At 66.7% G+C, this 13,927-nt stretch carries 9 protein-coding genes; 6 read left to right on the top strand and 3 right to left on the bottom strand.

Annotation, left to right across the window (positions count from 1 at the left end; all coding sequences use genetic code 11):
• The first annotated feature begins 8 nt into the window (after positions 1-8).
• The 3 genes from sdhD to AC1VNY_RS29345 are packed head-to-tail and all read left to right on the top strand — an operon-like array spanning position 9 to position 3,029.
• Positions 9-383, top strand: a complete 375-nt coding sequence (gene sdhD / locus AC1VNY_RS29355) for a succinate dehydrogenase, hydrophobic membrane anchor protein (RefSeq protein ID WP_085964893.1) — start codon at positions 9-11, stop codon at positions 381-383.
• 3 nt (positions 384-386) lie between these two features.
• The gene (gene sdhA / locus AC1VNY_RS29350) at positions 387-2,225 is read left to right on the top strand and encodes a succinate dehydrogenase flavoprotein subunit (protein WP_038387244.1); all 1,839 of its coding nucleotides are present in this window, start codon (positions 387-389) and stop codon (positions 2,223-2,225) included.
• An 18-nt stretch (positions 2,226-2,243) separates the two neighbouring features.
• Complete coding sequence (locus AC1VNY_RS29345; RefSeq protein WP_482407795.1) at positions 2,244-3,029, top strand: succinate dehydrogenase iron-sulfur subunit; 786 nt, start codon at positions 2,244-2,246, stop codon at positions 3,027-3,029.
• A gap of 28 nt (positions 3,030-3,057) precedes the next feature.
• Here AC1VNY_RS29345 and AC1VNY_RS29340 read toward each other — a convergent pair whose 3' ends face one another.
• The 3 genes from AC1VNY_RS29340 to AC1VNY_RS29330 all read right to left on the bottom strand — a co-directional run bounded on the left by AC1VNY_RS29340 (position 3,058) and on the right by AC1VNY_RS29330 (position 8,092).
• Positions 3,058-5,808 (bottom strand): bifunctional acetate--CoA ligase family protein/GNAT family N-acetyltransferase, encoded by a 2,751-nt coding sequence (locus AC1VNY_RS29340; protein ID WP_482407794.1) that lies wholly within the window; start codon positions 5,806-5,808, stop codon positions 3,058-3,060.
• Positions 5,809-5,933: 125 nt separating this feature from the next.
• Entirely contained in the window at positions 5,934-7,808 is a 1,875-nt protein-coding gene (gene feoB, locus AC1VNY_RS29335; RefSeq protein WP_482407793.1) for a ferrous iron transporter B, read from the bottom strand.
• Positions 7,805-8,092 carry a FeoA family protein gene (locus tag AC1VNY_RS29330; RefSeq protein ID WP_026192088.1) on the bottom strand — a complete coding sequence of 96 codons (288 nt, stop codon included), beginning with the start codon at positions 8,090-8,092 and terminating at the stop codon, positions 7,805-7,807. The genes feoB and AC1VNY_RS29330 overlap by 4 nt, the downstream gene beginning before the upstream one ends.
• Before the next feature lie 332 nt (positions 8,093-8,424).
• On the opposite strand from AC1VNY_RS29330, the gene AC1VNY_RS29325 reads away from it, so the two are divergent.
• The 3 genes from AC1VNY_RS29325 to AC1VNY_RS29315 all read left to right on the top strand — a co-directional run bounded on the left by AC1VNY_RS29325 (position 8,425) and on the right by AC1VNY_RS29315 (position 13,871).
• The gene (locus AC1VNY_RS29325) at positions 8,425-10,569 is read left to right on the top strand and encodes a hybrid sensor histidine kinase/response regulator (protein WP_482407792.1); all 2,145 of its coding nucleotides are present in this window, start codon (positions 8,425-8,427) and stop codon (positions 10,567-10,569) included.
• 362 nt (positions 10,570-10,931) lie between these two features.
• Positions 10,932-12,983, top strand: a complete 2,052-nt coding sequence (locus tag AC1VNY_RS29320; protein ID WP_482407791.1) for an ABC transporter ATP-binding protein/permease — start codon at positions 10,932-10,934, stop codon at positions 12,981-12,983.
• A 30-nt stretch (positions 12,984-13,013) separates the two neighbouring features.
• On the top strand, positions 13,014-13,871 hold the full coding sequence (locus tag AC1VNY_RS29315) for an FkbM family methyltransferase (protein ID WP_482407790.1): 858 nt from the start codon (positions 13,014-13,016) through the stop codon (positions 13,869-13,871).
• Positions 13,872-13,927: the final 56 nt, after the last annotated feature.

The following is a 13,927-nucleotide window of genomic DNA, read 5'->3' as shown; positions in this document are numbered from 1 at the left end:
CCTCTTCGATGCGCACGCCGCTGGAGCGCGTCCGCGGCCTCGGCTCCGCTCACACCGGCACGGGCGATTTCTGGCGCCAGCGCCTCACCGCGGTTGCGATGACACTGCTGATCGTTCCCGTGATCGTCGTGGTGATCACGCTGATCGGCCGCAACCATGCCGGCGCGGCGCAGATCCTCGGCTCGATCCCGATCGCCATCATCCTGCTGCTCTTCATCATCGCCAGCACCTGGCACATGAAGATCGGCATGCAGGTCGTGATCGAAGACTACATCCACAACGAGAAGCTGAAGATCGCCAGCGTGATGGCGAACAACTTCTTCTGCGTCGCGGTCGCATTGGCCTCGATCTACGCAATCCTCAAATTGTCGTCGGGAGTTTGATCCATGGCCGGTGAAGGAAACGGCAAGGCCACCAACGGTGGCCCGGCCACGAACGGCAAGGCCTACCCGATCCAGGACCACACCTACGACGTCGTCGTGGTCGGCGCCGGCGGCGCCGGCCTGCGCGCCGTGGTCGGCTGCTCGGAAGCCGGGCTGCGCACCGCCTGCATCACCAAGGTGTTCCCGACCCGCTCGCACACGGTGGCGGCGCAGGGCGGCATCTCGGCCTCACTCGGCAACATGCATCAGGACGACTGGCGCTGGCATATGTACGACACCGTGAAGGGGTCGGACTGGCTCGGCGACCAGGACGCGATCGAATACATGGTGCGCAACGCGCCCGATGCGGTCTACGAGCTCGAGCATTGGGGCGTTCCGTTCTCGCGCACCGAGGACGGCAAGATCTATCAGCGCCCGTTCGGCGGCATGACCATCGACTTCGGCAAGAGCCAGGCGCAGCGCACCTGCGCCGCCGCCGACCGCACCGGCCACGCCATGCTGCACACGATGTACGGCCAGTCGCTGCGCCACTCGGCCGAGTTCTTCATCGAGTTCTTCGCCATCGACCTGATCATGGACGACCAGGGCGTCTGCCGCGGCGTGATTGCACTCAAGCTCGATGACGGCACGCTGCACCGCTTCCGCGCCCAGACCACGATCCTGGCGACCGGCGGCTATGGTCGCGCCTATGCCTCCTGCACCTCGGCGCACACCTGCACCGGCGACGGCGGCGGCATGGTGCTGCGCGCCGGCCTGCCGCTGCAGGACATGGAGTTCGTCCAGTTCCACCCGACCGGCATCTACGGCTCGGGCTGTCTCGTCACCGAAGGCGCCCGCGGCGAGGGCGGCTATCTCGTCAATTCCGAGGGCGAGCGCTTCATGGAGCGCTATGCGCCGTCGGCCAAGGACCTCGCCTCGCGCGACGTCGTCTCGCGCGCGATGACGATCGAGATCCGCGAAGGCCGCGGCGTCGGCAAGAAGAAGGATCATATCTTCCTGCACCTCGATCACCTCGATCCGAAGGTGCTGCATGAGCGGCTGCCGGGCATCTCCGAATCGGCGAAGATCTTCGCCAATGTCGACGTCACCCGCGAGCCGATCCCGATCGTGCCGACCGTGCACTACAACATGGGCGGCATCGCCACGAACTATCACGCCGAGGTGCTGACCAAGCGCAACGGCGACGACAATTCGGTGGTGCCGGGCCTGATGGCGATCGGCGAAGCGGCCTGCGTCTCGGTGCATGGCGCCAACCGCCTCGGCTCCAACTCGCTGATCGATCTCGTGGTGTTCGGCCGCGCCGCCGCGCTGCGCCTTGCCGACAAGCTGACCGCGAACGCCAAGCAGCCGGAGCTGCCGAAGGATTCGTCCGACCTCGCGCTCGGCCGCCTCGATCATTTCCGCCATGCCTCCGGCGGCACGCCGACCGCGAAGCTGCGCGACAGCATGCAGCATGTGATGCAGAACAATTGCGCGGTGTTCCGCACCGGCGACGTGCTGCAGGAAGGCCAGAACCTGATCCACAAGGTCTATGGCGGCGTCGGCGACATCTCGGTGTCGGACCGCTCGCTGGTGTGGAATTCCGACCTGATCGAGACGCTGGAATTCGACAATCTGATCGTGCAGGCGGTCGTGACGATGGATTCGGCGGCCAACCGGACCGAAAGCCGCGGCGCGCATGCGCGCGAGGATTTCCCGGACCGCGACGACAAGAACTGGATGAAGCACACGCTGACCTGGATCGATCCGGCCGGCAAGACCGCGATCGAATATCGTCCGGTGCACAGCTACACGATGACCAATGACGTGCAGTACATCCCGCCGAAGGCGCGGGTCTACTGAGAACGAAGGCGAGCAAGCATGGTTGAATTCGCACTTCCGAAGAATTCGAAGATTTCCGGCGGCAAGACCTGGCCGAAGCCGGCCGGTGCCACCGAGACGCGCGAATTCCGGGTGTATCGCTGGAACCCCGACGACGGCAAGAATCCGAGCGTCGACACCTATTATGTCGACACCAATGATTGCGGTCCGATGGTGCTGGACGGCCTGATCTGGATCAAGAACCACATCGACCCGACGCTGACCTTCCGCCGCTCCTGCCGCGAAGGCGTCTGCGGCTCCTGCGCGATGAACATCGACGGCCAGAACACGCTGGCCTGCACCAAGTCGATGCACGACGTCGGCGCCGGCGGCGCGGTGAAGGTCAATCCGCTGCCGCACCAGCCGGTGGTGAAGGACCTGGTTCCCGACCTGACCAATTTCTACGCCCAATATGCCTCGATCGAGCCGTGGCTGAAGACCACGACGCCGACGCCGCAGAAGGAGTGGAGGCAGAGCCACGAGGACCGCGAGAAGCTCGACGGCCTCTACGAGTGCATCCTGTGCGCCTGCTGCTCGACCTCGTGCCCGAGCTACTGGTGGAACAGTGAGCGCTTCCTCGGCCCCGCCGCGCTGCTGCAGGCAAACCGCTGGGTCACCGACTCCCGCGACGAAGCGACCGGCGAGCGGCTCGACAATCTCGAGGATCCGTTCCGCCTCTATCGCTGCCACACCATCATGAACTGCGCCAAGGCGTGCCCGAAGGGCCTCAATCCCTCCGAAGCGATCGCCGAGCTCAAGCTCAAGCTGGTCGAACGCCAGATCTGATCCGACGCGGCCGCGGCTGGCGCTGGTATCAGCGACCAGCCGCCGCAGGCCGGATCAGGATATCGGCGCCGACCGCATCGACGCCGGATCGATCGAGGTCGAGTACGACATCGACGATGCTGTGATCGTCCGGATCCATCGTGACGGTGAAGCCGAGATCGCGGCACATCCCGATCATCGTGGTGTTCTCGGTCAGCACCTGGCCGGACAGGCGCTTCAAGCCCTCCGACCGCGCATAGTGGATCAGGAGCTGCATCAGCGCCCAGCCGAGCCCTTTGCCCTTGAGATCGGACTGCAGCAGGATCGCGTATTCGGCGTTCTCGTACAGCGAATCCGAGTGCAGCCGGACCGCACCCATCATCTCGCCGGTGTTCGGATCGAGCGCCACAAACGCCATCGCCCGCGCATAGTCGAGCTGGGTCAGGCGCGCGATGAAGGCGTGCGAGAATTCCTTCATCGCATGGAAGAAGCGCAGCCTGAGGTCTTCGGCGGTGACGCGCTTGAAGAACTCGCTGACCATCGGCTCATCCTCCGGCCGCATCGGACGCACCGTGACACGCGAGCCGTCGCGCAGCGCAAGCTCGCCCTCCCATTGCGACGGATACGGCCTGACCGCGAGCCGGGTGTGGCCGGCGAACAGCCGGGTGGGTTTGCGGATCGCGACCCGCGCATCGAGCGCGAGCACGCCGCTCTCGTCCGCCAGCATCGGGTTGATGTCGAGCTCGCCGACCTCGGGAATGTCGGCCGCCATCTGCGCCAGCTTGACGAGGGTGAGCGGCACCACATCGGCCGGGACCGCCGGCACATCGCCATAGCCGCCGAGCAGCCGCGAGACGCGGGTGCGCCCGATCAGCTCGTGGGCGAGATTCATGTCGAGCGGCGGCAGCGCCAGCGCCTTGTCGTTGATCACCTCGACCGCGGGGCCGCCACGCCCGAACACGATCACCGGACCGAAGGTCGGATCTTCGGCGAGGCCGAGGATCAGTTCGCGCGCCGCGCGCCGCACGATCATCGGCTGGATCGTCACGCCTTGCAGGACGGCATCGGGTCGGGCACTTCGTGCCCGCGCCATGACCGTCCGTGCAGCTTCAACGACGCTGTCTTTGGTGCGCAGGTCGAGGATCACGCCGCCGACGTCGGAGGCGTGCCGGATGTCGCGCGAGAACACCCTGACCACGATCGCATGTCCCTCTTCGAGAAACGGCGCCGCCTTCGCGGCGGCGTCCTCGGCGGTCTCGGCGACGAGCGTCGTCACGATCGGAATATGATAGGCCGCGAACAGCGCGACGATCTCGGCCGGATCGAGCCAGGCACGCCCCTCCGACAGCGCCTTCACGACGACGTGCCGCGCCGCCGCCGTCTCCGGCGTGAACACCGATGCGACACCAGGCGGGGTTGCGGCGAGCGCGGTCGAGGCCTCGCGATAGCGCACCAGATACATGAAGGCGCGCACCGCATCGTCTTCGGTCGGGAAATGCGGAATCCGCGCCGCCTCGAAGATCGCGCCGGTGCGTTCGTCGGCGCCGACCCAGGCCGCGAGCACCAGCGCGGCGACCGCACTCCGCTTCGTCCTGCGGTCGCGCACGCATTGCGCCACCGCCTCGGCAATCCCCTGGGCCGGCGCCACCGCGGTTTCCACATTCGCGACCAGCACCGCGTCGCTGTTGGCATCATCGAGCAGTGCGTTGAGCGCCACCACGTAGCGGTCGGCATCGGCATCGCCCGCGATGTCGACCGGATTGGCGTAGGACCAGCCCGGCGGCAGCACCTTGTCGAGCCGTTCGATGGTCTCCGCCGTCAGTGTCGCGGGAACGCCGCCGAGCTCGGCCAGCCGGTCGGTCGCGAGGATGCCGAGCCCGCCGCCATTGGTCAGGATGGCGAGCCGGTTGCCGCGCGGGATGAAGCCGCGGCCGAGCAGCTCGGCGCAATCGAACAGCTGGCGCAGGTCGTAGACGCGCAGCATGCCGGCGCGGCGGAATGCGGCGTCGTAGACCGCATCGGAGCCGGCCAGCGCGCCGGTGTGGGTCGCGGCGGCCTTGGCGCCCTGCGCCATCCGTCCCGACTTGACGATGACGACCGGCTTCAACCGCGCCGCGGCGCGCGCCGCCGACATGAACTTGCGCGCGTCCTTGACGGCTTCGAGATAGATCAGGATCGCGCTGGTGTGGTCGTCGAGCGCGAAATAATCCAGGAGGTCGGCGACATCGACGTCGAGCTGGTCGCCGATCGACGCGATGCCGGAGAAGCCGAGCCGCCGCTCCGCCGCCCATTCGATCATCGCCGACGCGACCGCGCCGGACTGCGTGATCAGGGCAACGTGCCCGTCGGACGGTTGATGCGAGGCGAAGCTCGCATTGAGCTTGGCGCGCGGCACCATGACGCCGAGGCAATTCGGCCCGATCAGGCGCATGCCATGCCGTCGCGCCGTCTGCCCCGCGGTCTCCGCGAGCGAGCCCGCGCCATGGCCAAGACCGGCCGACAGGATCGCCGCACCGGCAACGCCGGCCGAAGCTGCCTCCGCGACGATTTCGGGAACCGCCGCCGCCGGTGCGCTGATGACGACGAGATCCGGAACGAATGGCAGCGACTTCAGGTCGGGGACGGTCGGCGCACCATCGACGTCGGCATAGTTCCGATTGACGACGCCGACGCGGCCGGTGAAGCCGCTCGCCTTGATGTTCCTGAGCACCGCCGCGCCGAGCGACGACGGACGCGGGCTGCCGCCGACGATTGCGATGCTTCGAGGCGAAAATAGCCGCTCCAGGCCGTACGTCGACATTGCATGGTCTCGCAGGGAACACGCGGAGGCGCCCGCTTCATGCGCCCTCGACCAACTCTACTGCTTCGCTTGGCTGCATGCACCTATCGCAGTTTCGAGCCGAAATGATGAAACTGCGTTGCCGATCAACGCAGGCCGAGCGCCTGCGCGAGGTTGAAGGTCAGGAAGCTCGCGACATAGGCCAGCGCGAGCATGTAGATGAACGTCACCACCATCCACTTCGCGCCGCCGGTCTCGCGGCGGATCACCGCGAGAGTCGAGGCGCATTGCGGGGCGAAGATGTACCAGACCAGCAGCGACAGCGCGGTCGCCAGCGTCCATTTCTGCGCCAGCACCTGGCCGATCTGGTCCGCCGCCTCCTTGCCGCCCTCGATCGAATAGACGGTGCCGAGCGCCGCGACCGCAACCTCGCGCGCCGCCATGCCCGGGATCAGCGCCACCGCGATCTGCCAGTTGAAGCCGATCGGCCGCAGCAGCGGCTCGAGCGCATGGCCGATCATCGCGGCAAAGCTGTAATTGATCGCCGGCCCCTCGGCGCCGGCCGGCGCCTGCGGGAACGAGGCCAGGAACCAGATCAGCACCATCATCGAGAGGATCGTGGTGCCGGCCCGGTACAGGAACATCTTGGCGCGGGTGAACACGCCGATCGCGATGCTGCGCAGTCGCGGCATCTTGTAGTCGGGCAATTCCAGCATGAACGGCGCCGGCGCGTGATCGCGCCACAGGAAGAATTTCGCGATCGCCGAGACCGTCAGCGCGCTGGTGATGCCGGCGGCATAGAGGCCGAACATCACGAGCCCCTGCAGATTGACGAAACCCCACAGCGTGGTCGCCGGAACGAAGGCCGAGATGATCAGCGTGTAGACCGGAATGCGCGCCGAGCAGGTCATCAGCGGCGCGATCAGGATCGTGGTCAGGCGGTCGCGGCGATTGTCGATCACCCGCGTCGCCATGATGCCGGGAATCGCGCAGGCAAAACTCGACAACAGCGGAATAAAGGCGCGGCCATGCAGCCCGGCGCCGCCCATGATGCGGTCCATCAGGAACGCGGCGCGCGCCATGTAGCCGAAATCTTCCAGGAGCAGGATGAACAGGAAGATGATGATGATCTGCGGCAGGAACACGATCACGCTGCCGACGCCCGAGATCACGCCGTTCTGCAGGAAGCTCTGCAACAGGCTCCAGCTTTCCGGCAGCACGCCGTGGATCAGCTGCCCGAGCGCGGCGAAGCTGTCCGAGAGAAATTCCATCGCCGGCTGCGCCCAGGTGAACACCGCCTGGAACATCACGAACAGGATCACGGCCAGGATCACGAGACCCCAGACCGGATGCAGCACGACCGAATCGATCCGGTTGGTCAGCGTGTCGGGCTTGGTCGGCAGCGTCACCGCCGCGGCGATGATGCGGTCCGCCTCGCGCTGCGCGGCCTTGAGGTCGGCGATCGTCGGCGTCGTCCACTCGCTGGCCGCCGCCTCATGCGACCTTGCCAGGAATTCGTCGGTCCGCTTCAGGAGCTCGTCGATGCCGCCCTTGCGGACCGCGACCGAGGTCACGATCGGTAGCCCCAGCTCCTGCGACATCCGATCGATGTCGATCGTGACACCGCGGCGCCGGGCGATATCGATCATGTTGAGCACGAGCATCATCGGCCGGCCGACGCGCTTCAGCTCGAGCACCAGCCGCAAGGTCAGCCGCAGATTGGTGGCGTCCGCGACGCAGAGCACGAGATCGGGCACCGCCTCGCCGTCGAAGCGGCCCAGCACGATGTCGCGGGTGATCTCCTCGTCCGGGCTGCGGCCGCGCAACGAATAGGTGCCGGGCAGGTCGAGCACGGTCACGCTGCGGCCCTCGGGCGTGACGAAGCCGCCGGACTTGCGCTCGACTGTGACGCCCGGGTAGTTGGCGACCTTCTGACGGCTGCCGGTCAGGCTGTTGAACAGCGACGTCTTTCCGGTGTTCGGCGCGCCGACCAGCGCCAGGCGCAGGGATGCAGTGGTCATTCGACGATCACAGCCATGGCTTCGCTCCGGCGCAGCGCGATCGTGATGTTGTCGACGCGCACCGCGATCGGGTCCTTCCGGATCGTGCCTTCATGCAGGATTTCCACGCGCGCGCCCTCGACAAATCCCATCTCGACCAGGCGCTGCTCCAGCTCCTGCGGAGACAGCGATGAGCCCGTCACGAGCGCATCGAGCCTGATGATCTTTCCGACAAAACCGCGATCCGCATGTCCGAGCCGGACGTCCTGCAAATTATCCCGGGAGCTGTTTGGATCGCCTGTCATGCGGCCTGTTTTTCAGCAGGTAGTCACAGGGTCAAGCGTTTGCCCGTGAGAGGTTTTAGAACTCCTAAAAACAGCGCCCGGAAGCGCCATCCAGGCCGATTTTCCGCTTGACTGCCGGCGAGGCGCTAACGAGGTCGTGATGCCACCGCGCCGCAGCCGCCCCGCGCGGCCCGGACGTGAGCCGGCTGCGAATTGATCGATCCGGGTTGGTCTCCGGTAACCTTGACCGATCGCGGGATGGCGAACGAGCGTCCGCGCCGCGCCCGGCGGCGCCGTTTCGCTTCCTCCCGCGCAACAGTTTGCGTTATGGTTCGCGCGGAGCCGGAGCGCCCGTGCAGACCGCACAACGCAATTCGCTGAGACTGCTGCAATGGATGATGGCCGCCGCGCTGGCCCTTCCGCTGGCGCTGTTCGTTTTTGCCTCCGCAATGTCCTGGATCTCGACCAGCGAGGCCGCCGACCAGGAGATCCAGCGCACGCTCGATGTCGCCCATGAGCACGCGCTGAAGGTGTTCGAGACCATCGATCGCGGCCTGGCCGAGGTCACCGAGGTCGTCCGCGGCATGGGTGATGCCGATATCGGCGCGCGCGAGAAGAGCCTGCACGAGCGGCTGCGGCAGGTCGCCATGGCGCTTCCCCAGGTGAAATCGGTCTGGGTGTTCGACGCCAACGGCCGCGCCCTCGTCAACAGCCTGGTGCAGCCGGCCCCCGACGTCGACTTCTCGGACCGGGATTACTTCCGGATTCATGCCCAGGGCGACATCGGCACCTATATCGGCGAGGTGCTGACGCCGCGGCCGCCCTATCTGGGCTCGCGGTTCTTCAGCGTCGGCCGGCGCCGCAACGGCGACGACGGCAGCTTTGCCGGCGTGATCCAGGCCTCCGTGCTTCCGGAATATTTCGAGAATTTCTACGCCAGGATCGGCCGCGAGCCCGGCAGCTTCCTGGCGCTGATCCGGACCGACGGCGCCGTGCTGGCGCACTTCCCTGCCGTCAACCGCGACGTCCGGTTCGAGCCGAGCGGCCCGCTCGGGCGGCAGATCGTCGCCAATCCCGAGGCCGGGACGATGACGATCCATTCCCCTGCCGACGGCATCGAGCGGCGCATGCGCTACCAGCGGCTGGCGGGATACCCGGTCTATGTCAGTGCCGGCCTCGAAACCTCGGCGATCCAGTCGCGCTGGATGTCGACCATGGCCCAGCACCTGATCTTCGGGATCCCGGCCACCGCCCTGCTGTTCGGCCTGCTCGCGCTCGCCTTCCGGCGAACCCAGCGCCTGCAGGAGGAGGCCAACCGGCGCATCGAGGCCGAGGAGGCGTTGCGGCACGGCCAGCGGCTCGAGGCACTCGGGCAGCTCACCGGCGGCGTCGCGCACGACTTCAACAACCTGCTTACCGTGATCCGCGCGTCGGTCGACATGTTGCGGCGGCCGGACCTGCCGGAGCCGCGGCGGCAGCGCTACATCGATGCGATCTCCAACACCGTGAACCGTGCCGCCAAGCTGACCAACCAGCTGCTTGCATTCGCGCGACGGCAAACCCTCAAGCCCGAAGTGTTCGACGCCTGCCAGAATGTCCGCACCCTGAGCGAGATGATCGCAACCCTGATCGGCGCGCGCATCGAGATCACGGCGCAGGTGCCGGACGAGACCTGCCTCGTCAACGCCGATGCCGGCCAGTTCGAGACCGCCATCATCAACATGGCGGTGAACGCGCGCGACGCCATGGACGGCGTCGGCCGGCTCACGATCGCGGTCCGCGCCGTGGACAGGCTGCCGTCCGCGACCGGCACGCCGCCGAACTCGCCCGGCCATGTCGCGGTGTCGGTGACCGACACCGGCGTCGGAATTCCGCAGGAGCTGTTCGGCCGCATCTTCGAGCCGTTTTACACCACCAAGGAGGTCGGTCACGGCACCGGCCTCGGCCTGTCCCAGGTGTTCGGCTTCGCCAAGCAGTCCGGCGGCGAGGTGACCGTCATCAGCGAAGTCGGCAAGGGTGCGACATTCACGCTGTACCTGCCGCGCGTCGTCGGCGGGCATGGCGCGCGGGCGCAGCGCACCGAGGACGCGCCCTCGGTCGATCGGACCGGCGCATCGGTCCTGATCGTCGAGGACAATGCCGAAGTCGGAAAGTTTGCCGCCGACACGCTGACCCAGCTCGGCTGCACCTGCGTGCTGGTGGACAACGCCACCCACGCGCTGGAGGAGCTGGCCGTCGATGCTGACCGGTTCGACCTGGTGTTCACCGATGTCGTGATGCCCGGCATGAGCGGCATCGAGCTTGCGGAAGAGATCCGCCGGCAGCGGCTCGATCTGCCGATCGTGCTCGCCTCCGGCTACAGCCAGGTGCTGTCGCAACAGGGCAGCGGCGGCTTTGAGCTGCTGCAGAAGCCGTATTCGGCCGAGCAGCTCGCGCGCGTGCTGCACAAAGCGACCCGGTCGCGCCGGCTGAGGCGCGACCAGGCGCCGGCGGAGTGAGGGTGATTGCGTGGCAGATCTCAAGCACGCTGTCGTCCTGGCGAACGCCAGGACGACAGTGAGGATGAGTCGCAATTCAAGATGTCACACCGCGCGGTGTCATCACCCGCGCATGCGGGTGATCCAGTATTCCAGAGGCGCCAGCGCTTGAGCCGAGAGGCCGCGGCGTACTGGATCGCCCGGTCGAGCCGGGCGATGACACCGAAGAATATAGCACACCGCTCCTTCCACTCGTCGTCCCGGCGAAAGCCGGGACCCATACGCCGCGGCGGATGTTGTAGCAGGTACTTGTCATTGCAATACGCGCAGCTGACCACCGGTCCCAGTGCGGAACCGGGTAATTTGCCTGGCGTTATCGTGCCATGGGCAAAGCTGAGGCAAAATCCCAATCGTCGGACAGGCCGTCGTCGGCCAAGACCGCATCGCCTGCGAAAGCGAGCGCAAAGGCGGCCGATCAAGAGCGCAAGGATCCCGCAGCAAACGAAGCGGACGACAAATCGGAATTCGTCGAGGTGATCGCCGAAGGCGGCGACCATGTCGAACCGCCGCCGCCGGAAATCGTCGAACCCGATCCCGAGCTGTCGGCCGAAGAGGCCGAGCAGGCGCGCAAGGACTATTTGCTGACGCGGTTCTGGATCAGCGCGCGCGGCTATTGGGGCCGGAGCGGCGACCGGCTGGCATGGCTGTTCACGATCGGCCTGCTGCTCCTGATCGTCGCCAACGTCGCCGTGCAGTACGGCATCAATGTCTGGAATCGCGCGATCTTCGATGCGATCGAAAAGCGCGATTCGGCGAGTGTCTTCCACCTGACCACCATCTTCTTTCCGCTCGCGATCGGCAGCGTGCTGCTGGGCGTTGCACAGGTGTTCGGCCGCATGGGCATCCAGCGGCGCTGGCGCGCCTGGCTGACCAACGCCGTCGTCTCGCGCTGGCTGACGAACGGCCGCTACTACCAGCTCAACCTCGTCGACGGCGATCACAAGAATCCGGAGTACCGGATCGCGGAGGATCTGCGGATCGCGACCGATTCTCCGGTCGACTTCATCGCCGGCGTGACGTCGGCGCTGCTCTCGGCCGTCACCTTCATCGTCGTGCTCTGGACCATCGGCGGCGCGCTGACGGTGACGCTCGGCGGCTCGTCGATCAGCATCCCGGGCTTCCTGGTGATTGCCGCGATCATCTATGCGGCGATCGCGTCGGGCTCGATCACGGCGATCGGCCGCAGCTTCGTGCAGATCTCCGAGGACAAGAACCAGGCGGAAGCGGAATTCCGCTACATCCTGACCCGCGTGCGCGAGAATGGCGAAAGCATCGCGCTGCTCGGCGGCGAAACCGAGGAGCGCGACGGCATCGACAAGACGTTCTCGGACGTGTTGCGGCAATGGGCGCGGCTCGCCGGGCAGCACATGCGGACGACGCTGGTGTCGCAGGGATCGAATCTCATTGCGCCGGTGGTACCCTTGCTGCTGTGCGCGCCAAAATTCCTCGACGGCAGCATGTCGCTCGGCCAGGTGATGCAGGCGGCCTCGGCCTTCACCATCGTGCAGACGGCGTTCGGCTGGCTGGTCGACAACTATCCGCGGCTCGCCGACTGGAACGCCTGCGCACGGCGCATCGCCTCGCTGATGATGTCGCTTGACGGGCTCGAACGCGCCGAGACCGGCGACGGCTTCGGCCGCATCGAGCGCGGCGAGACCGCGGGCGAGGCCATGCTGAGCCTCAACGATCTCTCCGTCACGCTGGACGACGGCACCGCCGTAGTCGGCGAGACCGAAGTGGTGATCGAACCGGGGGAGCGGCTATTGGTCGCCGGCGAATCCGGCACCGGCAAGAGCACGCTGGTGCGCGCCATCGCCGGCCTGTGGCCGTGGGGCGGCGGCAGTGTCGGCCTGCACGCGGATCGCCGACTGTTCATGCTGCCGCAAAAGCCCTACGTGCCCTCGGGCACGCTGCGGCGCGCGGTGGCCTATCCCGGCGCGGCGGAAGACTGGACCATCGATGAGATCAGCCGTGCCCTGCACAAGGTCGGCCTCGACCATCTCAAGGACAAGATCGAGGAGGACGCGCCGTGGGACCAGACCCTGTCCGGCGGCGAGAAACAGCGGCTCGCCTTTGCCCGCCTGCTGTTGCACGCCCCCGACATCGTCGTGCTCGACGAGGCGACGTCCGCGCTCGACGAGAAGAGCCAGGACAAGATGATGGAAATGGTGACGACGGAACTGCCGAAGGCGACCATCGTCAGCGTCGCCCATCGCGTCGAGCTCGAAGCGTTCCATAGCCGCAAGATCGTGCTGGAGCGCCGCAAGGGCGGCGCCAAGCTGGTCAGCGACGTCGATCTGATCCCGCGCAAGGGCAAGCGAAGGCTGCTCGGCCGCTTCCTGCGGCAACGGCAGGCAGCGGGCAAGGCGGCGTAACGGGCGTTGGCGCTGCCGGCAAAACCGGCTATGCATGCCGCGCTTTTGACGAGGCCATGCGTGATCCCCAGCAACGACATATCGCCGGCGCCGTTCGGCGCCTTCGCGCCCAATGCGGCGCAGGCCGCCATCATCCGCCTGGCGCATGGCTCAGGACTGAAGCGCGGCGCGTTCCGGCCCTGGCTGTCGAAGCTGGTCAATCTGTTCGGCGCGGGTCCGCTGGACGTGACTTATCAGGGCGCATCGTTCCGCTTCTATCATCAGGCGAGCGCGACCGAGCGCGGCGCGCTGTTCAATCCCGATTACAACCTTGAAGAACTCGCCTTCCTGCGGGCGCATGTCGGCACGGATGGCACCTTCGTCGATCTCGGCGCCAATGTCGGCACCTATGCGCTGGCGGTGGCGCGCGATGTCGGGCCCGGCGGCAAGGTGATCGCGATCGAGCCGCATCCGGTGACGCATGCGCGGCTCAGATTCAACACCCAGGCCTCCGGCTTTCCGCAGGTGCGCCTGGTTGCGGCGGCCGCTGGCCCGACCGATGGCGAACTGATGATCGAGACCGACGGCGATAATCTCGGCGCCAGCCACATCGTCACCGGCACGCCCACCGGCAAGGCGTTCAAGGTGCCGTCGCTGCGGCTGCAACGCATCCTCGACGAAGCCGGCGCGAGCAAGGTCGACGCGCTCAAGATCGACGTCGAGGGTTTCGAGGACCGCGTGCTGATCGGCTTCTTCCGCGACGCGCCGCAGTCACTGTGGCCCGGCGCGGTGGTGATCGAGCATCTGTCGAAGGACGAATGGACCGACGACTGCATTGCGGACATGCACGCGCGCGGTTACGTCGAGCAGGGCCGGACGCGGAGCAACACGCTGCTGGTACGTGGTTGAGACGTGGCCACGGCCGAGATCTGCTCCCTCTCCCGCTTGCGGGGGAGGGCCGGGGT

It is taken from the genome of Bradyrhizobium ferriligni (genome assembly GCF_056837965.1).
Note: the sequence above shows the minus strand (reverse complement) of the source record. Positions and strands in the feature narration are given on the sequence as shown.